17 protein-coding genes are annotated in these 23201 nt (G+C 37.1%); 11 read left to right on the forward strand and 6 right to left on the reverse strand.

What is annotated here, in order from left to right; genetic code table 11:
- Nucleotides 1-45: 45 nt before the first annotated feature.
- The 3 genes from C1634_RS17930 to C1634_RS17940 all read right to left on the reverse strand — a co-directional run bounded on the left by C1634_RS17930 (nucleotide 46) and on the right by C1634_RS17940 (nucleotide 3339).
- Entirely contained in the window at nucleotides 46-1824 is a 1779-nt protein-coding gene (locus tag C1634_RS17930) for an AMP-dependent synthetase/ligase (RefSeq protein ID WP_103234209.1), read from the reverse strand.
- A 191-nt stretch (nucleotides 1825-2015) separates the two neighbouring features.
- Nucleotides 2016-2687, reverse strand: a complete 672-nt coding sequence (locus C1634_RS17935; protein WP_103234210.1) for a metal-dependent hydrolase — start codon at nucleotides 2685-2687, stop codon at nucleotides 2016-2018.
- Between the two features lie 79 nt (nucleotides 2688-2766).
- Nucleotides 2767-3339 (reverse strand): Crp/Fnr family transcriptional regulator, encoded by a 573-nt coding sequence (locus C1634_RS17940; RefSeq protein ID WP_103234211.1) that lies wholly within the window; start codon nucleotides 3337-3339, stop codon nucleotides 2767-2769.
- Between the two features lie 193 nt (nucleotides 3340-3532).
- On the opposite strand from C1634_RS17940, the gene C1634_RS17945 reads away from it, so the two are divergent.
- Together C1634_RS17945 and C1634_RS17950 are read left to right on the forward strand one after the other, a co-directional pair.
- On the forward strand, nucleotides 3533-4672 hold the full coding sequence (locus C1634_RS17945) for an acyl-CoA dehydrogenase (RefSeq protein WP_109738867.1): 1140 nt from the start codon (nucleotides 3533-3535) through the stop codon (nucleotides 4670-4672).
- A gap of 25 nt (nucleotides 4673-4697) precedes the next feature.
- Nucleotides 4698-5063 carry a hypothetical protein gene (locus C1634_RS17950; RefSeq protein ID WP_103234213.1) on the forward strand — a complete coding sequence of 122 codons (366 nt, stop codon included), beginning with the start codon at nucleotides 4698-4700 and terminating at the stop codon, nucleotides 5061-5063.
- A 117-nt stretch (nucleotides 5064-5180) separates the two neighbouring features.
- Here C1634_RS17950 and C1634_RS17955 read toward each other — a convergent pair whose 3' ends face one another.
- The 3 genes from C1634_RS17955 to C1634_RS17965 form a co-directional block, all read right to left on the reverse strand.
- Entirely contained in the window at nucleotides 5181-6212 is a 1032-nt protein-coding gene (locus C1634_RS17955) for a cupin domain-containing protein (RefSeq protein WP_109738868.1), read from the reverse strand.
- A gap of 114 nt (nucleotides 6213-6326) precedes the next feature.
- Nucleotides 6327-7271 carry a DUF4349 domain-containing protein gene (locus C1634_RS17960; protein WP_109738869.1) on the reverse strand — a complete coding sequence of 315 codons (945 nt, stop codon included), beginning with the start codon at nucleotides 7269-7271 and terminating at the stop codon, nucleotides 6327-6329.
- Between the two features lie 361 nt (nucleotides 7272-7632).
- Nucleotides 7633-9228 (reverse strand): peptide chain release factor 3, encoded by a 1596-nt coding sequence (locus C1634_RS17965; protein ID WP_103234216.1) that lies wholly within the window; start codon nucleotides 9226-9228, stop codon nucleotides 7633-7635.
- Between the two features lie 466 nt (nucleotides 9229-9694).
- On the opposite strand from C1634_RS17965, the gene C1634_RS17970 reads away from it, so the two are divergent.
- The 9 genes from C1634_RS17970 (at nucleotide 9695) to C1634_RS18010 (ending at nucleotide 23100) form a co-directional block, all read left to right on the forward strand.
- Nucleotides 9695-10177, forward strand: a complete 483-nt coding sequence (locus tag C1634_RS17970) for a hypothetical protein (RefSeq protein WP_103234772.1) — start codon at nucleotides 9695-9697, stop codon at nucleotides 10175-10177.
- 187 nt (nucleotides 10178-10364) lie between these two features.
- Nucleotides 10365-11195: a CPBP family intramembrane glutamic endopeptidase gene (locus C1634_RS17975; protein WP_109738870.1), complete on the forward strand. Its 831-nt coding sequence runs from the start codon at nucleotides 10365-10367 to the stop codon at nucleotides 11193-11195.
- Between the two features lie 41 nt (nucleotides 11196-11236).
- Nucleotides 11237-11812, forward strand: coding sequence for an RdgB/HAM1 family non-canonical purine NTP pyrophosphatase (gene rdgB, locus C1634_RS17980; RefSeq protein ID WP_394337103.1), 576 nt, complete (start codon nucleotides 11237-11239; stop codon nucleotides 11810-11812).
- 68 nt (nucleotides 11813-11880) lie between these two features.
- Complete coding sequence (locus C1634_RS17985) at nucleotides 11881-12795, forward strand: ribonuclease Z (protein WP_103234771.1); 915 nt, start codon at nucleotides 11881-11883, stop codon at nucleotides 12793-12795.
- A 7-nt stretch (nucleotides 12796-12802) separates the two neighbouring features.
- Complete coding sequence (locus C1634_RS17990) at nucleotides 12803-13573, forward strand: TIGR02757 family protein (protein WP_394337105.1); 771 nt, start codon at nucleotides 12803-12805, stop codon at nucleotides 13571-13573.
- An 11-nt stretch (nucleotides 13574-13584) separates the two neighbouring features.
- On the forward strand, nucleotides 13585-14139 hold the full coding sequence (locus tag C1634_RS17995; protein ID WP_103234770.1) for a DUF1003 domain-containing protein: 555 nt from the start codon (nucleotides 13585-13587) through the stop codon (nucleotides 14137-14139).
- Nucleotides 14140-14345: 206 nt separating this feature from the next.
- Nucleotides 14346-16706 (forward strand): choice-of-anchor L domain-containing protein, encoded by a 2361-nt coding sequence (locus C1634_RS18000; RefSeq protein WP_103234769.1) that lies wholly within the window; start codon nucleotides 14346-14348, stop codon nucleotides 16704-16706.
- A gap of 168 nt (nucleotides 16707-16874) precedes the next feature.
- Nucleotides 16875-20453 carry a choice-of-anchor L domain-containing protein gene (locus C1634_RS18005; RefSeq protein WP_103234744.1) on the forward strand — a complete coding sequence of 1193 codons (3579 nt, stop codon included), beginning with the start codon at nucleotides 16875-16877 and terminating at the stop codon, nucleotides 20451-20453.
- Nucleotides 20454-20835: 382 nt separating this feature from the next.
- Nucleotides 20836-23100 carry a choice-of-anchor L domain-containing protein gene (locus C1634_RS18010; RefSeq protein ID WP_228410104.1) on the forward strand — a complete coding sequence of 755 codons (2265 nt, stop codon included), beginning with the start codon at nucleotides 20836-20838 and terminating at the stop codon, nucleotides 23098-23100.
- Nucleotides 23101-23201: the final 101 nt, after the last annotated feature.

Consider the following 23201-nt stretch of genomic DNA (forward strand, 5'->3'; position numbering starts at 1 on the left):
ATAGCTATAAAAAAACCGCTTCAAAACGAAGCGGTTGTATTTTAGTTATTCACGATGATCATACATCTTATTATACAAAGCAATAAACTTCTCTTTTACCGCTTTTCTTTTCAGTTTTAAAGTTGGGGTAAGCAATCCGCTTTCAATGCTCCAAACCTCAGGAGTAAGTTCAATCTTTTTGATTTTCTCCCAGTTTCCGAGATGTTCGTTGATTCCTTCAATTTCTTTTTCGATTCTTTGCTTCAGTTCAGCGCTTTTTGCAATCTCTTCTGGTGTGGAACCTAAGTTCAGATTGTTTCTCATAGCCCAGCTTTTTGCAAATTCAAAATCAGGTTGTACCAGGGCACATGGCATTTTTTCACCATCACCCACCACCATGATCTGTTCGATGAATTTAGATGCTTTTGCCAAGTTTTCGATAGTCTGAGGGGCAATATATTTTCCACCGGATGTTTTGAACATTTCTTTCTTACGGTCAGTGATCTGTAAAAATCCTTCACTATCGATATGTCCGATATCTCCGGTTTTGAAAAACCCATCTTCTGTAAAAGCTTCTTTGGTCATTTCATCATTTTGGAAATACCCTTTGAATACCGATGGACCTTTTACTGTAATCTCACCATCTTCCTGGATTTTTACCTTTAAATTATCCAATGGAATCCCTACCGTCCCCAATTTCATCTTATCAAAACTGTTCACGGAAATTACGGGGGATGTTTCTGTTAAGCCATAACCTTCCAAAACAGGAATTCCAGCATTCTGAAATATTAAGTTAAGTCTCGTAGACAATGCCGCAGATCCTGAAACCAGCGTTACGATTTCACCGCCTAAACCTTCTCTCCATTTAGAGAATACAAGTTTATCAGCAATGATTTCCTGAAGTCCCGATGGTTTTGAAACGGTTTTCTTTTTACTGATTAAATTTAAAGCCCAGAAGAAGATTTTTGATTTCAGTCCTCCGGCAGAAGATCCCGTATTGTAAATTTTATCATATACTTTTTCTACCAGTCTTGGTACTACGGTCATATAGTGAGGCTTCACTTCTTTTACGTTTTCACCCATTTTTTCGATGCTTTCAGCAAAATAAAGAGAAAAACCATTGTACTGATAAAGGTAGAACAGCATTCTTTCAAAGATATGGCAGATAGGGAGAAAGCTTAAAGCTCTCGCATCCTTATAATCAAACCCTCTTTTCTTTGGAATCCTTGGAACAGATCCCAGGATATTAGAAACAATATTATTATGGGTAAGCATTACTCCTTTAGGTCTTCCGGTAGTTCCGGAAGTATAAATGATAGTTGCCAGATCTTCTGTATTGATCGCATTGGAAAGATCCTCTACTTCAATCTGTGTAGATTCATCTTTACCCAAATCAAGAATTTCTCTCCAGTTGGCTGCTCCGCTGATGTTATCAAAAGTAAAAATCCCTTGTAAACTTGGGATATTATGTTTTACTTTCATGACTTTATTCAACAATTCCTTATCAGAAACAAAACAGTACTGAATTTCGGCATTATTGAAGATAAATTCATAGTCTTCCGGAGAAATACTTGGATAAACCGGTACTGAAACGACTCCGATCTGAGAAATACCAAAGTCCATAATAGCCCATTCCGTACAGGAATTGGTAGTGATCAAAGCAATCTTATCACCCGGTTTTATACCTAGCTTCAGTAGTCCTCTGGATATCTTATTTCCTTCATTAATAAACTCCTGTGTAGAAGTTTTTTTCCATTCGCCTTGATATTTGGTAACAAACATATCCGTTTTAGGAAATTTTTCTAAAGCGTAGTGTGGAATATCGAATAATCTCTTGATCGTCATGATTTTTTAAGCAATTTTTAAAGAATTTTAAATATAAGCATTTTTTTTAATTCAAAAAATTGAATGTTATGAATTCAAGATTATTTAAATGCTTAACATATTAATTTAAAATCCGCGCCGGAAAATAGATTACTTCCTTATGTTCTCTCAACTACTCATTGAGTCCATCCGCTTTTTTGTGAAACCTATTTTTACTCATCAATAGAAAGCTTTATTTTCCTGTTTTTATCAACCCAGCCAGCAAGGAAGAGAATAAGCGCCATGAGAATCACAAAAGATATAAATAAAATTTTGACAGAATCGGGTGGAGGAGGTCCGAATGTATTGGAAAGCGTCACAGCCACAAGCAATACGATCAGTCCCCAGAGTCCCCATTTACCTTTCTTATTCTTCGCAGTGGTTACAGATGTATAGACAAACAGGCCTCCAAAAAAGATAAGAAATTCAATAATAAGAGTAGCAGCAATATGATTCCATAGCCCGAATCCCATTTTATAATTGCTGAATGGGGTAATGGGCAGATCTGTCGTATGAACGATCAAATCAAAAAACCAATGGCTGAGAACACATAAACCAATAACCACAGCGCTCCTGATATCTTTTTTTAGTAAAAAATAGATGAATGCAGCAAGAATACCCCATATAATCCCCATCAAAAGGCTGTGGGTGTATGGAAAGTAAAGAAAATCGTATGCATTCACTTTAGTATATCCAGGAACAACTGCTACTTTTTCTATATTAAAAATGAGCATAAAAGGCCAGAGAATATCTACAAACTGAGTGGCTGCAAATAAGGTAACTAATGAAACCCTTGGCGCTATTTTTTTGGCAGCAAATGATAAACCGAAATGTCCTATAAACATGATTGTATTGTTTTTACGTTTAATAACGGACACAAAGTTAGAATATAGAAGAAGGTATACACTTGATAAAAATCAAGAATTACATAAGCTGTTTTTTTCTGATCCTGCTGAAAGTTTCAGGTGTCATTCCCAATATGGAAGCAATATATTGTAAAGGAACCTGGTTAAATAACTCTTTGTTGCTCTCAAAAAAGGAATTGTATCTCTCCTCTGCAGACATCGATAAATGGCTGAAAATTCTATCCTCCATATAAGTAAGACATTGTATGATGAAATTCCTTTCCAGCTCATTCCATGTCGGAACGATATTGATGATTTTACTATAGTCACTGTGGTTGATGAAATAAATTTCTGTATCGGACAGCGCTTGAATAGTCCAGCGGGATGGATTTTTAAAATAGAAACTTGATAAGTCTGTTCCAAAATATCCCTTGGTCGCAATCCATTGGGTAATTTCCTTATCATCTGTTGTTGTAAAAACTCTCAATAATCCAGATTGAATAAAACATAATTTATCACATCTACTTCCCGCTTTGAGAAAGTTGTCTCCCTTTTTCAAAATCTCTGATTTGAAAAGTGAACTTATCTGATGCAATTGTTCCGGCTGAATAATTTTGAAATGAGATTGGATATAGTGTTCAAGTTCTGTCATCACGCAGGAATTAAAATATTCATATGACCAAAGCTACACATTAAATCAATACTTTATATGCTTTGTGCTTTCAACCCATAGGTTGTTTTTTGTCATATTTGTGCAGTCGGACAATTAATAATGGGCGATTACCAATTCTATTTTCAGATTTCGTTAAAAAGTGTAAATTTACGGCTATCTAATTATTTTTTTTATGGACTTTAATTTATCGGAAGAACAGCTGATGATTCAGCAAGCAGCAAGAGACTTTGCACAGAACGAACTATTACCTGAAGTTATTGAAAGAGACCGTGACCAGAAGTTTCCTGCAGAGCAGGTGAAGAAAATGGGAGAAATGGGACTTTTAGGAATGATGGTAGATCCAAAATACGGCGGTGCAGGTATGGACAGCGTTTCTTACGTGCTGGCAATGGAGGAGATTGCAAAAGTAGATGCTTCTGCAGCTGTTGTAATGTCTGTAAACAACTCTTTGGTTTGTGCCGGTCTTGAAAAATTTGCTTCTGAAGAGCAAAAAGTAAAATATCTTACTCCTCTTGCAAGCGGACAGGTAATCGGAGCGTTTGCTTTATCTGAGCCAGAAGCTGGTTCTGATGCTACTTCTCAGAAAACAACTGCTGAAGACAAAGGAGATTACTATCTTTTAAATGGTATTAAAAACTGGATTACTAATGGTGGAACAGCTACTTATTATATTGTAATTGCTCAGACAGATCCTGAGAAAAAGCACAAAGGGATCAATGCTTTCATCGTTGAAAGAGGATGGGAAGGTTTTGAAATCGGAGCCAAAGAAGACAAATTAGGAATCAGAGGAAGTGATACACACTCTTTGATCTTTAATAATGTAAAAATTCCAAAAGAAAACAGAATCGGTGAAGATGGCTTCGGGTTCAATTTTGCAATGGCTGTATTGAACGGAGGTAGAATTGGTATTGCTTCCCAGGCTTTAGGGATTGCTTCAGGAGCTTACGAAATGGCATTGAAATATGCTAAAACAAGAAAAGCTTTTAAAACTGAAATCATCAACCACCAGGCGATTGCATTCAAATTGGCTGATATGGCTACTCAGATTACTGCAGCAAGAATGTTATGCTTCAAGGCAGCTTGTGAAAAAGATGCTGGAAAAGATATCTCTGAAAGCGGAGCTATGGCAAAACTATATTCTTCTCAGGTAGCAATGGATACTACTATTGAAGCAGTACAGATCCACGGTGGATACGGATACGTGAAAGAATACCACGTAGAAAGATTAATGAGAGATGCAAAAATTACGCAGATCTATGAAGGAACTTCTGAAATTCAGAAAATCGTGATCTCAAGAAGCATCGCAAAATAACATTTTATAAAACACACTATTTATTATGAAAAAATCTTTGTGGATCACCCTTGGGGTTGTACTGCTGTTACTAGGCGTATTTGTCTGGTATAAGTACTATTTTGTTTTCGGAGAAGGAGTAAAATCCGGATACCTGAACTATGCTATGAAAAAAGGCTATGTCTTCAAAACATATGAAGGTAAGCTGATTCAGGAAGGTTTTGGAAGAGGAAAGACAGGAACCATTACCAGCTATGAGTTTGAGTTTTCTGTAGATGACCCTGAAATTTTCAAACAGTTGGAAACCAACAGTGGTAAAACTTTTGACCTGCATTACAAAGAGTACAATGGTGCACTTCCGTGGAGAGGAAACACAAAGTTCGTCGTAGACAAAATAGTGAATATGAAATAAAAACAAATAAGGCTCTCAAATTGAGAGCCTTATTTTACACCAAATCACAAAATATTAATATATGAAATAAAAATTTCCAACTTTACTTTTGAATTTCGCCTGGTTGCGAAAATTCATTTATTTGATAATAAGCTTACCGGATGTCGGGAGTTGATCAACAATTTTATCACCCACTCCAAAATTCCCTTTTAAAATATCTTTCGGGTTTCCACTGATCCAGCTGCTGAGATCAATAGCTTCATATAAGCCATTATTAAATCCGAGAAGAACGATAAGCGTTTCTGTTCCCGTATTTTTGATGTAATGACCTGCTCCCATTGGAACATAGCCCACATCTCCTTTATTAAATTCATCTTTTACAAACTGTCCCTCAGCCAGAAAAACACCCATTTCTGCCTTCCCCTGAATATAATACTGCCATTCGTCAGCATTAGGATGCCAGTGCAGTTCTCTTAATCCTCCCGGTTCTATTTCGAAAATACTTCCGGTAATGGTTTTTGCAATCTCAAATTCCTTCTGGGTAACCACTCTTTGCACCCCGCCTCCAGGAACAACAATCGGCTGCTGAGCTCCCAGTGGATAACGGTGTTTTGAAACCAACGAAATTTCATTTTTTGCAGAAGCCAGTCCGGAACGGATATTCGGAAGCTCGCATTGTGCAAAATAAGCCTCACCCTGATGCAGCTGCTTTACTTCATCCACAGTCAATCCTAGGTTCTGGGCAGCAATTTCTACCGGAACACTCGAGATAAAATCGGTGATGCTAAAGGTATGGTCTTCAGAAAAATCACCGTTGTCAAAAATTAATATAAAATGACAGCTTTTACTGCTGATACATTGCAGCACATGGCCATAACCTCTTGGAAAATACCACACATCTCCTGGATTAAAAATATCAATAAAAACATTTCCCTGCGGATCGATAACGGTGGTCCGCATCTGTCCTTCCAAAACATAGCCCCATTCTGCAGCATTGGCATGCCAGTGAAGTTCACGGATAGCTCCCGGTTCAAGATGCATGCTGACTCCGGCAAGGTTTTGAGAGGCTTTGAATTCTTTTACAGAAACTCCTCTTGTAATTCCACCGGGGCCTAGTCTGGGCTCCTTTTTTTCTAACTCATACTTAAAATTAGGGAGTTCTTTATTCATGAGCCGATGTTTTGATGATTAATATTTTGATAAATTTAAAAATAAGAATTTATCTGAAATTACAAATATTATTAAAAAAATATTAAAAAATCCATCACAAGGATGGATTGATGTTTAGTTGGCGTCGTTGTTAGGGATATTTTTCTTTTTCTTTTTGAAGAAATAATATCCAATACCCGCAATAAGCAATAATGGCCACAATGGAAGGATAAACAGGAAAATGGAAGTGATAACGTCCCAACCTGATTCTATGGCCGCCAATGATTTTCCACCGAAAGTGGTAGGTTCTTTTTCTGTTTCAGTCTTGTCTGCAATGTTGACATTGATGTTACAGATTGTATTATCTGCATAAGTACGCCCTGAAACCTGTATATCTTTCGTGTCAATATCGTTTACATTGCTGCTAATGGCTTCCATTAATCCATCGAAATGCTGGATAGGAACTTTGATGTCAATACTGTATATTTTTTGATTCTCTCCATGAGGGCTGGCAGACTCAATATAAGAAAGATTTTCACTTTTAATATAGCCGTTATTTTTGTTGGCTTCTTCCCGGATGATTTCCTTTACCGTTTCTGCATTGTCTGCTCTTATAACAAGGTATCCTGATTTTACCATTTTATCTTTTGGCATATTCAGTTCATAGCTGTCGTTTTTAGGCTTGTCCTTATAAATGATTTTGGTTTCTTTAATAACCTTGGGAGCCACACTTTTTGCAGCAATCTTTTCAGGCTTTTTTTCTGCGGAATCTTTTTTCTCTATTTTGGATTCCAATTTTGTAGTGGCCATTTTCTCAGATAAAGAATCTACCATTTTTGAAGTATTTTCTATCTTCTGCTGAATATCATTTTTGGTATTTTCAAAATCTTTTATTTTAATATTAGCAGAATCCAAAACTTTGCCTGCTGTTTTGTTGACATTATCAATAGCTTCGGTAGCAACTGTGGCAGCGCTGTCAGCTGTATTGAGAGCTTCACTAATTTTACCTTGTGCAGCTTCTGGTTTCTTACACATAATGAAAGTGCTTGATACAGCAACGAGTAATATGAACTTTTTCATAACATTAATTTTTTTGATGAAGTAAAATTAGAAGGGAAGTTCTTGTAAAGATTGTAAATAGACTGTATTGTGCTGGTAAAATACTAACTGTTATACTTTCAGTGTTTTGTATTTGTTTTACAAAAGATTTACAAAAGGATTTTCACTTGTTTGAAACCCTGAAATTGTTGGAACCCTTTTGTCTTTTCTCCGGATATAAAATTGGAAACCTAAAAATTCTCCTCTTCCGGAGGGGTGGCGGAAATTCAAAGAGCTTTTGACGGGGTGGTTGTAGAAAGTATACCATAAAAAAAATCCGCAGAAAATTTCTACGGATTTATATTTTCAACGACTTCGCCTTTTCGCGATGTTGCCTATTTATTTAATTTTCTCTGAACTCACTGATGAAGTGCAGCTTCACATTCGGGAATTTCTCCTGTGTCATATGAATCGTGAATGATGAGTCTGCAAGAAATACCAATTGATCATATTTATCTCTCGCAAGAAATCTCTGCTTTAATCTTGCAAATTCTTTGAACTCTTCAGATTTCTCATCAGCTTCTACCCAACATGCTTTGTGCATGGATAGAGGTTCATAAGTACATTTTGCACCATATTCATGCTCAAGACGATATTGGATAACTTCGTACTGAAGGGCTCCCACAGTTCCAATGATCTTTCTGTTATTCATTTCAAGGGTAAACAATTGTGCCACTCCCTCATCCATCAGCTGATCGATACCTTTTGCCAACTGCTTAGCCTTTAATGGGTCGCTATTGTTGATATAACGGAAATGTTCCGGAGAGAAGTTAGGTATACCTTTGAAGCTTAGTTTTTCTCCACCTGTAAGGGTATCTCCGATTCTGAAATTTCCTGTATCATGTAAACCAACGATATCACCAGGGAAACTTTCTTCTACCACCTCTTTTTTATCTGCAAAGAATGCGTTAGGAGAAGAGAATTTCATTTTCTTACCTTCTCTTACCAATAAATAGTTTTCGTTTCTTTTGAATGTTCCTGAAACAATCTTTACGAAAGCTAGTCTGTCTCGGTGTTTAGGATCCATATTCGCATGAATTTTGAAAACGAATCCTGTGAAAGTTTCTTCTTCAGGTTTTACCAAACGGCTATCACTTTCTTTGGGTTGTGGCATTGGAGCGATATCGATGAAAGCATTCAATAATTCACGAACTCCAAAGTTATTTAAAGCTGAACCGAAGAATACAGGCTGTAGATCACCTTTCATATAATCCTCACGATTAAATTCAGGGTAAACAGATTGAATCAGATCAAGCTCTTCTCTTAAAGTTGCGGCTGCTTTTTCACCAATCACTTCATCGATGGAAGGATCATTGATATCATCAAACTTAATAGAATCTCCAACTTTCTGTTTTTTCTCTTCCAAGAATAACTGAATGTTGTTTTCCCAGATATTATAAATTCCCTGGAAGTCGCTTCCCATACCAATTGGAAGAGAAAGCGGACAAACCGTTAATCCTAATTTTTGTTCTACCTCATCCAATAGATCGAAGGCATCTTTACCCTCACGGTCTAATTTATTGATGAAAACCAACATCGGAATGTTTCTCATTCTACAAACCTGAACCAATTTTTCAGTTTGTTCCTCAACCCCTTTTGCAACATCGATAACAACAATTACAGAGTCTACAGCAGTTAATGTTCTGTAAGTATCTTCAGCAAAATCTTTGTGACCCGGCGTATCCAGGATATTGATTTTGTGGTCTCTATATTCAAAAGCCAATACGGAAGTTGCTACAGAGATCCCTCTCTGTCTTTCGATTTCCATAAAGTCGGAGGTAGCTCCTTTTTTTATTTTATTGGATTTTACCGCACCCGCTTCCTGAATAGCACCCCCGAAAAGAAGTAACTTTTCTGTAAGAGTTGTTTTTCCGGCATCCGGGTGGGAAATGATCCCGAAGGTCTTTCTTTTTTGTATTTCTTTGATTAAGTCTGACATATCGTATTTTGAAGTTGCAAAAATCGTGATTTTTTGCGAGGTTTTCAAATTTAAATTGCAACAATGCTTATTAGGTGGGAGAGTTTGTAGAAGGAAAGGTTTGAGAGGAGTAGAGATTAGATTTAAATGTAGGGGTGAGAAGAGAGAGATTGTGGGATAAAGCTTTATTATTTATGATTTTAATATCTATTTGGAGTTTTTTTTTAATTGTAAGGAGGATATTTTAGAAAGAGTGTAGATGATTTTAAAAACAGACATTATTTGTTTCAAAAAATGGTTTATACTTGTATAAAACTAGATCCATATTATTTTAAGATGAAATATCTTTAAAAGAAGAGTGGTCTTATGAGGATAACAAGAGTTTAATAAATTATACTCTCCGCTTTAATGATAAAGAGCAGTTTTTATGAAGTTACTTGACTTTTACTGAAACTACAGGAAACGCAGAAAAAATAATAGTGCAAAAATGAATTATAACTACACCTTCACGACCTTAATTTTTTTATGTTTTCTTCTATCATGTTCTTCTAAAAAAAGACCACAGTTTGTATATAGAAATGAAATAAAAACACAAGGAAATCCAGATCAGTTTTTTTATACAAAAAGATTTAGAGACAATGTGTTCTATAAGTGTTTGCAATTTGGTTATGGAAACAGCCTTAATATTAAAATAGGAAAATTAATGAATCAAAAGGACTTGTTTACCCAATATGATGAGCCATTAATTAAAGAAGATTCTTTACAAAATATTTTAGCTAAAAAAATAATTGAAAATCTTCCTCTTCCATATATTCATGTTGAAGATAAAAATTCAATAAAAGGTAAAAATTTTATTATCTCTACCTGTCTTAGCTATTATGAAAGCAGGGATCTTAATTCAATTGCTGAAAAAATGTATAAAGAAAAAGTAAAAGAGGAAAAGAAATTATGGGGAAAAGATTTTAAATAAAATACTTTCAACCTTAGTTTTTCAAACCAAAGAATTTGAAACTAATATAAAAGATAAATCCATCCAAAGTAACCGTTATGAAAATGACGGTTATAACGTCATTAAATAAATAAGAAATTCCTTTTTTAGTTGCCTGTAGCAGTCAAAAAAATTATCTTTGTTTCTAATAAACTTTTACAGAGAAAGGATGGAAAATAGCAAATATCCGAAGTTTACCTTCACATGGATTGGCGGTGTTACTTTGGTGGTTGGATTATTCGTAGGAACAATGGCTGTTTCCCTATTCAGCACTTTTTGGAAAGTTGTTTTCAAGGAAAATATTGAGCTTAAAGATTGGTTTTTAATGGTAGCAAATTCCGTGGGATTCGTTACTGCTATTGCCTTCTTCGATTTCTTTATTGTAAGACGTACCACTCAGAAGAAGCTTAACTTCAATCTTTCATCAGTGAACTTCTCTACCTATCTCCTTATTTTTCCAATGATGACGGGGATGATGTTTATTGCAGAGTTTATTGCTGCCCAGATACCCACTACAGGACCTTTTTTTGGTGATTTTTATGAATATTTTATTCAGTTGATGAGCCAGTTGACCGATAACCCGGTAGTCATGATTATCATGACGGTAATTATGGCTCCGATTTTTGAGGAAATTATATTCCGAGGAATTATCCAGAAAGGATTGGTTAATAAAGGAGTAGAGCCATGGAAGGCGATTCTGTATGCCTCTATTATTTTCGGAGTGGTTCACGGAAATCCCTGGCAGTTTATCAGCGCAGTGATGCTGGGCTGTGTGTTGGGGCTGGTATATCATAAAACAAAGTCTTTATTGATGCCGATATTGCTGCATGCGTTTAATAACTTAACCCTGTCACTATTGGTGCTTTATGGTAAGGATGAAAGTTTTGCAAAGGTTCTTCATGTTTCAGAATGGCTGGTTCTGGCTGTTGGAATTGTACTTTTCTCTTTATTCTATTATCTTTTTATGAAAAAGTATAAAGTACATTATGCTGAAATGTAAGAAACCTGGCTAAAAAAGTAAAATTGAAAATGAATATAGAAATGGAATTATTAGTAGCTACACACAACGAACATAAAAAAGAAGAAATTCAACAGATCCTGGGAAGTGATTGCGTTGTGAAAAGTCTTACCGATTACAATATTCACGAAGAAATTGTAGAAGATGGAGATTCTTTTCATGCGAATGCTTTGATTAAAGCTAAATACTGCTTTGAGAAAACTGGAGTTCCAAGTTTGGGAGATGATAGCGGTCTGGTAGTAGAATCTTTAGATGGAAGACCGGGAATCTTTTCTGCCCGTTATGCCGGAGATCATGATTTTGCTAAAAATATCGAAAAGGTACTGGAAGAAATGCAGGGGATTGAAAACAGAAAAGCTTATTTTGTGACTGTTCTGTGCTACTACGATGATAACGGAGCTCAATATTTTGAAGGAAGAGTACACGGAAACCTTTTGACAGAAAATAAAGGTTATAAAGGGTTCGGGTATGATCCTATTTTTGTTCCTGAAGGATATGAAAGAACCTTTGCTGAAATGAATCCGGAAGATAAAAACAAAATCAGCCACCGTAAGCAGGCATTGGACCTTTTCATGGATTTTTTAAAAGTGACTGATTAAGTTTAAATATCATGGTAAAACACCCATTTAGATTTTCTGTCGTACATTTGTTATAATAAATTATTGATTTGAGTACTTATTTAACAATATTAGGCTTTAACTCCGCTATTCCAACCATCAACACATCACCTACAGCCCAGCTGCTGGAAATGGAAGAAAGACTCTTCCTGATCGATTGTGGAGAGGGTACACAGGTACAGCTGAGAAAAGCAAAAGCAAGATTTTCAAAAATCAATCATATTTTTATTTCCCATCTTCATGGGGATCATTGTTTCGGGCTTCCGGGACTTATTGCCTCTTTCCGCCTTTTAGGAAGAGATGCCCCATTGCATGTCTATGGTCCGAAAGGAATTAAGAAGATGATGGAAACCATTTTTCAGATTACAGAAACCCATCGTGGTTTTGAAGTGGTTTATCATGAACTGGATAAAGACTATTCTGAAAAAATATATGAAGACAACAGAGTAGAAGTATATACTATTCCTTTGGATCACAGGATTTATTGTAACGGTTACCTTTTTAAAGAAAAGCCGAAAGACAGGCATCTTAATATGAAAGAAATTGCCAAGTACAGCGAGATTGAATCCTGTGATTATCATAATATAAAAGCAGGAAAAGACTTTGTACTAAGCGATGGTTATGTTCTTAAGAATGAAATTCTGACCGTTGAGCCCGCTCCGTCGGTATCTTATGCATTTTGTAGTGATACCCGCTATCTTGAAAGTCTTATTCCGATTATTAAGAATGTAACGGTTTTGTATCATGAATCCACATTTTTGCATGATCTGAAGGAAATGGCTGATTATACAGGACATACTACAGCATTAGAGGCGGCAACGATTGCCCAGAAAGCTCAGGTTGGAAAGCTGATTTTAGGACATTTTTCCAATCGATATGGTGATCTGACTGTATTTACTGATGAAGCAAGAAATATATTTCCCAATACATTTTTACCAAAAGCATTGGAAAGTGTAAAGATTTAGAATGAATATGCTGAAATTTGAAGAACTCAGAGATTTTCTCAACGAAAAAGCAGATCAGTACAATGCTCCTGACTTTATTGAAAATGATCCTATACAGATTCCCCATCGTTTTTCCTTAAAACAGGATGTGGAAATTGCAGGATTTCTGGCAGCTACGATATCCTGGGGAAACAGAAAGTCAATTATTAATTCTGCGGATAAGATGCTTGATATTATGGGAAACTCTCCCTACGATTTTGTGATGAATTATTCAGAAAAAGATCTGCAAAGTATTCAGGATAAAAGCATTCACAGAACTTTCAATGGACAGGACTTTTCGTATTTTATCAGACAGTTCAATAGGATTTATAAAGAAAATGAAAGCCTTGAAAGCTTATTTGAAGTAAAAAAATCAGAGAATAATTTTCTCCATGCGATAGAAAGATTCAGAAGTGGATTTCTGGAAACGGAAAAGCACAGAAGTCATAAACATATCAGTTCACCTTACAAAAACTCTTCTGCCAAAAGGATTATTATGTTTCTGAGGTGGATGGTGCGTAAAGATAAAAGAGGGGTAGATTTTGGAATCTGGGAGAATATAGATCAGAAAAATCTTTCTATTCCTTTGGATGTGCATACCGGAAATATATCCAGGAAATTAGGATTGGTTGCCAGAACTCAGAATGACTGGAAAACAGTAGAGGAGCTGGATATTGCCATTAGAAAATTTGATGAAAATGATCCTGCGAAATATGATTTTGCATTGTTTGGATTAGGCGTAACGAAAGAACTGTTGTAACAATATAAAGGATGAAAAAATATAACGAAAAAGCAGAAGTTCTTGAAAAGATAGCTGACAGTATTACGTCTTGGATAGGATCTATTCAGTCCCTGATCGTACATACGTTGCTGTTCCTTACCTCGTTTTTGCTTCCGATGCTGAACATTGTAGATTTTGACAAAATGCTTCTGATTCTTACTACGGTACTTTCTCTGGAAGCTATTTATCTGGCTATTTTTATTCAGATGTCAGTCAATAAAAGTCACGAGAAAATTGATGATATCCAGGAGGATATTGAAGACATTCAGGAAGATATCGAGGAAATAAGTGAGGATATTGAAGAGATCAGTGAAGACATTGAAGAAATCAACGAGGATATAGAAGATATCCAGGAAGACATTGAAGAAATTAGTGAAGATATTGAAGAAATCAACGAGGACGAGGAGGAGGAAGATCATAATGAAAGAGCAAAAAATGTAATTCTGAAAAGTAATGTGACTTCCAATAAAAACGAAATAAAAGGGTTAAAAGATATTATCGCGCAACTGCAGAATGAGATCGATCAATTGAAAAAAGAACAATAAAATAACTGAATTATTTTAACAAAATAAAAACAGATCAATGGTATTGGTCTGTTTTTTTTAGGGGTAATTTCAACTTTAAATAATTTGCGGAAAATGTAATAATAAGAAATAAAAGTTATGAATCTAGATGTTTATTTGTAAAATAGTCATGCTGAAGGCTGATTTAGTATAATTATTTTTGCTACATTTGAACAAATGAAAACAAAATGTTAATCTATAGACTAAAAAACTATTTTTTCCTTTTTTCTTTTTTATTGATTTCTGTTGCTGCATATTCTCAAACGAGACCTGTCAGAAAATCAGAAAAGATAAAACCTTCTACAGCCAGTCTTAGAGCTGGTGCATTTATAGATGTGAATGTTCCTCCTTATACTCCGTCCAACTACACTCCGGAGCAATTGGTGAAGAATATTCTGATCAATGGGGGTACGAATTGTACGACAGCCAATGTAACGAATGTTACCGTATCTCCTAATCATGATGTGACTAATAACAACAGATTTTGGGGATATTTTCATAAAGGAACAACCAGTTTCCCTTTTACGGATGGGATCGTTCTGACTACAGGATATGCTTCAGAAGCTGGTAATAGCTATGTGTCAGCGGTTGGACAACCGGTGGGGACAGGAAGTGATGCAGACCTTGTAACAGCTACCGGAGCTACAGTGAGCTTAACGGATGCCGTATCTCTGGAATTTGATTTCGTCCCGAATTCTAATCAGGTAAAATTTAATTACATATTCGTTTCCGATGAATATACTTCCAACTATCCTTGTACAGGATATTCTGATGCTTTTGCATTATTGTTAAAGAAAGTTGGAGATCCTACTTATACTAATCTTGCCATATTACCAGGAAATGCTGGCCCCGTAAGTGCAACTAATATCGTTCCTGCCGGGAATGGATTCAGCTGTGGGCCTATCAATGCAAATTATTTCGGAGCACTGGCGAATCCGCATTTGGTTATTAATTATTTTGGAAGAACAACTCCTTTAACGGCTGTTGCAGATGTAATTCCTGGGCAGACTTACCATTTCAAAATGGTATTGGCGGATGCAAAGGACCCTTCCCATGACTCTGCAGTATTTCTGGAAGGAGGATCTTTTGATGTGGGGATTAAGATTGTAGATGAAACCGGTGTGGTACTGCCTGGCAGCATCAATATGTGTGATAATACACCCAAACAGCTGAAAGCACAAGTAGCGGCAATTCCGGGAATGACTTATCAATGGTATAAAGATGGAGTAGCCATTCCGGGAGCAACCAGCGCTATTTATATTGCCACCCAACCAGGAGTATATACTGTAAAAGTAATGGTTCCGGGTAATCAATGTCCTAGTGAAGCAACCATCACCATTATTGGAGGAACAAGTCCTACCGTACAGAATGCTGAGCTTAAACTTTGTACAACACCTACGCTCAGTACCTTTAATTTAGAAACAGCAAAACCTCTGATCAGTACTACGCAGGGAGCGGTATTCCGTTTTTATGCCAACCAGGCTGATGCGCAGGCTCAAAATAACAGTTATATTACCAATCTGACCAGTTACACGGGGACAGATGGACAGATACTATACGTACTGGTTTCCAATGGGGCTTTCTGTAGTAAGATTGCAACCTTAACATTAAGAAAAGAAGAAACTCCAACGGCCTTAGTTACGGCTCCGAGATTAAAAATATGTGCTGGTGAATCTGTATTGTTAACAGCTACCGGTGGAGTGACCTATCAATGGAGTGATTCTTCAAGCACTACGGGGGGAATAAGAAATGTAAGCCCTACTCAGACAACTACATATACAGTATATGCCATCGGAGCACAAGGATGTAAATCTTTGCAGCCGGCACGTATTACGATTGAAGTTGTACCGGCTATTGTTTCAAACTTAAAAGGAGGTCATATCTGCCAGGGAGATAAAATTATCCTGGATGCAGGTTCAGGACCTGGATATACCTATCAGTGGAGCTCGGGTGAAACAAGCCAGAGTATTACCGTAGGAACTCCGGGACAGTACTCAGTAATAATCAGCAATGGAGTATGTTCAAAAGAGTTCAAAACACAGGTGATAAAAGCGGTGATTCCTGAAGTAACGAAAGTAGATTATAATGACAAAGGAACTATGATCCTTACCGCTAGTAATCCTAGTAATGGTATATTGGAATATTCAATAGATAACGGGGTTACCTGGCAGTTATCAAATGTATTTAACAATGTTCCTAAAAATAAAGTGATTGCTATCAGAGTGAGAGTTAAATATACAAGCTGTGTAGGTTTCCTTGAATTCTTTACATTCGTTATGAAAAATGTCATTACTCCAAACGGGGATAACCTTAATGATATTATTGATTTCAGTGGAGTGATCAACTATAAAGATTTCAGTGGTCAGGTCTTCGACCGATACGGAAGAGTCGTATTCAAAGCAGAGAAGATGACACCGTATTGGGATGGATATTTCCAGGGTAAGAAACTGCCTACTTCAACCTATTGGTATCAGGTAACCTTTGAAGATCCTGCCAGTAAGGAACTTACTGTGAAAACAGGATGGATATTACTTAAAAATATAGAATAATTTAAACTATAACTGAAAGACTGACTATTTTGTCAGTCTTTTTTTATTATTTTAAAATAAACAGAGTTGATATTCTAATATAAATAAATTTGCGTTAGTAATAATGTAAATTGTGTTAACTTGAATTTCAATCAAAAAAAATAGTATTTTTGTTTAAAATAATATAAAATGTTAAATAGGAGGAGAGGAAATTTATTTTTAGCGTTATTTTTAGCTTTCGTGGGCAACTTTGTTTTGGCTCAAAATAAAGGAAGGGTAGAAATTGCTGGAAAACCTAAAGCTGCTTCTTTAAGAGCGGGTGCTTTTATAGACGTGAATTCACCAAGTTATCCAGAGTCCGGCTATCCTATTACCCAGCTGATAAAAGATGTTCTTATATCAGGAGGTACTTGTACAAATTCCAGCGTAAGTAACGTAACCGTAGCTCCTAATCTACCTGCTACCAACCAGAATAGAAGCTGGGGGTATTTTAACAAATCAAATACCAATTTTCCTTTTAGTAAAGGGATTATACTTTCAACAGGATATGCCAATAAAGCAGGAAATGTTTTTCAGGGAACTCTAAGTGATGATCTTGGAACCGGAGGAGATGTGGATCTGGCAAATGCTTTGGGAATTAGTAATAATAATCTTACCAATGCCACCTCTATAGAATTTGATTTTGTGGCAGCTTCTACCGAAATTACTTTCAGATATTTATTTGCATCAAAAGAATATCAGCAAAATTTTCCATGTACCATCACCGATGGTTTTGCCTTGCTGCTAAAAAAATCAACGGACCCTACTTACACCAATCTTGCAGTGCTTCCTGCAGGAGCAGGAGCAGTAAGTGTTACCAATATTCACCCGCAATATCAAAACTGCGGACCTAAGAATGAAGCGTATTATGGAGGTACAAATACCGCTCAGATCGAAACCAATTTTAATGGACGTACTATCCCTCTGACGGCAAAGGCAACTGTAATTCCAGGAGAAACGTATCACTTTAAAATCGTATTGGCAGACTATCAGGATCCCAACTTTGATTCTGCCGTATTTTTAGAAGCAGGGTCATTCGATATTGGAGTAAAGATCCTTGATCCGGCAGGAGTACAGCTTCCCGGTTCTGTAAATATGTGTGATAATACACCACAAACTTTTACGGCTTCTGTTCAGGGAGCCAACATAACCTATCAGTGGTATTTAGGAACAAATCCGATTGCCGGGGCTACCAATGCAAGTTATACAGCAACCCAACCGGGAGTATATACTGTTAAAGTTTTTATTCAGGGAAATAGCTGTCCGGGAGAGGCTACCATTACAGTAGTAGGCGGGACATCACCTACAGTACAAAATGCTACATTAACGGCCTGTTATGCTGCCGGAAATGCCACATTCAATTTAACATCAGCACAAGCTTCAATAAGTACAACTCCAGGAGCTGTATTTTCATATTATACGACACTGGCAGATGCCAATGCAGGAAATACAAATACAATTCCTACTCCAACAGTTTACCAAAGCGCAGGAGGAACGGTATATGTGAGAGTAGCAAACGGTTTCTGTGCCAAAGTAGCCGAACTTCAGTTGATAAAAGCACCACAAATGACGGTTTCAATAGCCCCTCCGATAGTACTAACCTGTGCTAGTTCTCAGACTACACTGGATGCTTCGGCTTCGGTTTATCCAACAGGTGCTACGTTCAACTGGACAACAACAGGAGGAAATATTGTTTCAGGAGGAACGACTTTAAACCCTGTGATCAATGCCGCGGGAACATATACTTTAACCATAACAAAAATTTATCAGCCCGGAAATCTCAGTTGTACTGCTGTAGGCAATGTAACTGTAACAGGAAATAGTGCTCCGCCAGTTACCGGACTTACCACAAACAAATTGAAAATCTGTAAAGGTGATTCTGCAATACTTACTGCTTCAGGAGGCGCTACTTATAATTGGGGGAATGGACTTTCGGGAACAGGGAATACACAAACTGTATCACCTACCGTTACAACGACTTATACTGTTACAGCGGTAGGGGCTAATGGATGTGTATCTCAAAACCCTGCTACTATAACGATTGAAGTATCAGAACCTTTTACTGCACAGAATGCAATATTGCACAAGTGTTATCAACCAGGATTGACTTATAACCTTACAGAGGCACAGCCTCAGATCACGACTACCGCAGGAGTTACCTTTACCTATTATATAAACCAGGCTGATGCCAATGCTGCTAACGGAAACTTTATTGGAACTCCTACAGCATATACTCCGCCAGCAAACCAGACGATTTATGTATTGGTAAGTAATGGAGGTTGTAGCTATGTGGTGTCTCTTCAATTATTGAGCACCCCTCAAACTACTCTTACGATTGCTGCACCACAAACAATTACCTGTACAACCCCTCAGATTACAATTAATGCTTCAACATCTGTAGTGCCTGCGGGATCTACCATTGCATGGACAACAGCCGGAGGAACTATTGTATCGGGAGGCAATACACTTACTCCTGTTGTAAGCGCAGGGGGTACCTATACTTTAACAGTGACGAATGTATCACAGCCAGGAAATTTAAGCTGTACCTTTACTTCAACAGTAACGGTACAGGAAGATAAAGTAAAACCTGTGGCTGCAGTTGTTTCATCACAACCGCGTATTTGTGTGGGAGAATCTGTAACATTGACTGCTTCAGGAGGTGTAACCTACAACTGGGGTAATGGTCTTACAGGAAACGGAAGCACTCAGGTTGTTTCCCCTACTACCACTACAGTATATACAGTATTTGCTGTTGGAGCTAATGGATGTATATCTGCAACACCGGCAACGGTAACTGTTCAGGTAGGGCCACCTATAGCAGGTCTTACAGCTTCCAAATTAAAAATTTGTGAAGGAGAATCTGTAACATTGACAGCCACCGGAGGAATTACTTATAACTGGATCGGACTTACCGGAAATGGAAATACTCAGGTAGTGACACCTACAATAACAACAGAATATTCAGTATATGCATTGGGAGGAAACGGATGTAGCTCTGTGAACCCAGCTAAAGTTACCATTGAAGTAGTTCCGGCAATCGTTTCTACATTGAAAGATGTATTTGTCTGCGCCGGAGATAAAGGAACTCTTGATGCCGGTTCAGGACCCAATTATACTTACGTATGGAGTACAGGAGCAACCACTCAGACAATAACGACTAGTATTGCGGGAGCTTATTCTGTGATAATCAGCAATGGAGTTTGTTCCAAAACTTTCTCTGCTCAACTGATCAATCCTGATCTGCCACAGTTTACAAATGTGGTGTATGATAATCATATTCTTACTCTTACGGCAAGCAATCCTACAGGAGGAACTTTAGAATATTCAATAGATGGAGGGTTGACATGGCAATCATCAAATGTATTTACAGGTATTTTGAATAATACAACATATTCTCTGATGGTAAGAGTGAAAGGCGCTAAATGTGGTACTTCGCTGGATTATTTCACATTTGTTATCAGTAATGCTATTACCCCTAATATGGATGGTATAAATGATACCATAGATTTTACAGGAATCAGCGGATATAAAGATTTCGCAGCTTCTATCTTCGACAGATACGGAGCGGAAGTATTCAAAGCTGGAAAAGGTGATGCTATATGGAAAGGATCTTTAAAAGGTCTCAATCTTCCTACAGGTACTTATTGGTACAGGGTACAATGGGAAAACCCGGCCAGTAAGAAAATGGAGCAGCGTTCAGGTTGGATTCTTCTAAAGAACAGAAATTAGATATTTTTTTAAAATATAAAATAAACAACAAAATCTTTCAGCAACGGAAGATTTTGTTGTTTTTAAGAATATCTGTTATCGTGTTTTGTGAATTATTTAAAATAGGGGATAAATATGTTAAAACAATTTGTAACAGGATGCTGCCACATTACGTAGCGATTGAACGAATAGGGATTGATTAACAGAAATTTACTGTAAAAGGTTCTTATTTTGTTTTTTTATCGTAAAAAACACAAATATGTATATGAGATATTTAAAAAAAAATTAAATTTGTTGAAACAAAAATATTATGAGAAGACATCTACCGCTTTGTTTATTTTTTTTAGTCATTTCGACTTTTTTATTTTCACAAAACCAGCCACCCAGGAAGCAGGCAAAAGAAATGAGTACAACTCTATCAAGAAGAGCAGGTGCTTTTATTGATGTGAATGCCCCATCATATCCTGAGTCTAGTTTTACTATAGAGAAAATGGTAAAAGATGTATTGATCTCATCCGGGACCAATACCTGTCTGACACCTAATGTAACTAATGTGAAGATTACTCCTAATCATGCCGCAAGTAATGCAGACAGAGCTTGGGGATATTTTCATAAAGCTACAACCAACTTTCCCTTTAAAGATGGGCTTATCCTTTCTACAGGATATGCGAGAAGAGCTGGTAATACCTTCGAAGGCGGGCTTAGTGATGTCAACGGTGGAGGATCAGATGCTGATCTTGCACAAGTTATTGGGGTAGTGGAAAGTAGATTGAATGATGCTGTCCTTTTGGAATTTGATTTCGTTCCTACTACAAGTCAGATTAAATTTAATTATCTGATTGCATCCGAAGAATATACCGGTTCATTCCCGTGTACCTTTGCAGATGCTTTTGCAATCTTGCTTAGACCTACTTCAGGAGGTCCTTATGTGAATATGGCTGTGCTTCCGGGAGGAGCAGGACCAGTAAGTATTACCAATATCCACCCTGCAATATCAGGGAGTTGTGGTGCGGTAAATGAACAGTATTTTGCAGGGTATAACACCGGTAATGTTGAAACGAACTTTAATGGAAGAACAATTCCATTGACGGCTACAGCAACAGTAGTAGCCGGGCAGCAATACCACTTCAAAATGGTAATTGCCGATTACAGTGACCATAGTTATGACTCTGCCGTATTCCTTGAAGGTGGATCTTTCAATATTGGAGTAGACCTTTTAGATCCTGCAGGCACAAAATTACCTTCTGATATCAATGTCTGTGACAACGTACCTCAGGTAATCACTGCTTCAGTAAATGATCCTAACCTTGTCTATCAATGGTATTTTAATGGTGCTCCGGTACCTAATGCCACTACCAATACTATTACGGCTGTACAACCGGGTACGTATACTATTGAAGTAAGCGTTCCAGGAAATCCATGTCCGGGTAAAGCAACCATTCAGATTCACGGAGGAACAACTCCACAGGCTCAGGATGCGACATTGCTACTTTGTACAACACCGGATATTACCACTTTTGATTTAAGTACAATTATGCCGGCGATAAGTCCGACTCCAGGAGCTATCTTCAAATTCTATGCAAACCAGGCTGATGCAGTTGCACAGAATAACAATTATATTCAGACTCCATTAAACTATAATGGAAACGATGGTCAAATCCTTTATGTGGTGGTTTCCAATGGTGGTTTCTGCAGCAAAATGGTTGAACTGAAATTACAGAAAGAAACAACACCAACAGCTAAAGTAAAAGCTTCCAGAATGCAAATCTGCCCGGGAGAATCTGTAACCCTTACCGCTGAAGGAGGAGATACCTATCTTTGGAGCAACTTTATGGGAACAGGCAATATGCAGACGGTTACTTTGTACCAGACTACAACATTTACAGTATACGCGCTTGGACCAAAAGGCTGTAAATCTCTGAATCCGGCAACTATTAGAATCGAAGTTGTTCCGGAAATCACTTCACCATTGAAAGATGTTGAAATGTGTATCGGTGATAAAGTGACTTTAGATGCAGGAGCAGGTACAGGTTATAAATATCTTTGGAGTACAGGAGCTACCACTCAGAAAATTGTTGTAGACCAATGGGGAATTTATACCGTGGAAATTGACAATGGGATCTGTAAGAAAATCTTCGAAGCTAAAGTAATGGGAGCAGCTACTCCTTTTGTTACTGCTTTAAACTATGAAAGCATCAAAAAAACAGTAACGATCACTGCTGAGAACCCTCCGATGAACAATTTACCAAGTACATTGGAATATTCCCTTGATAACGGAATCAGCTGGCAGGCTTCAAATGTGTTTACCAATCTTTTGGATAATACCAACTATACGGTTTTAGTAAGAAGAGTAGGGACACATTGTGTGGGTTCTCTTGAGTTCTTTACACTGCAGATCAATAATATCATTACTCCTAATGAAGACGGAATCAATGATGTATTGGATCTAAAAGCTCTTGGGGGTTTCAAAAACTTTACAGGATCTGTATATGACAGATACGGAGTGGAAATGTTCAGATTCTCAAAAGAAGCTCCTATCTGGGACGGAACCGTAGGAGGGAAGAGACTTCCAACAGCAACATACTGGTATAAGTTTAATTTTGAGTATCCAAAATCAAAAGCTCAGATGAACTGGTCAGGATGGATTATGTTGAAAAACAGAAATTAAAATTGATAATGTAATATAAAAGAAAGCCTTTCAGATTTATTTTGAAAGGCTTTCTGCTTTTTTAAAGAATAAGATCTTTAATCCAATAAAAAAAGCTCCTG

Origin of the sequence: Chryseobacterium viscerum (assembly GCF_002899945.2) — a bacterium.
Taxonomy (GTDB): domain Bacteria; phylum Bacteroidota; class Bacteroidia; order Flavobacteriales; family Weeksellaceae; genus Chryseobacterium; species Chryseobacterium viscerum.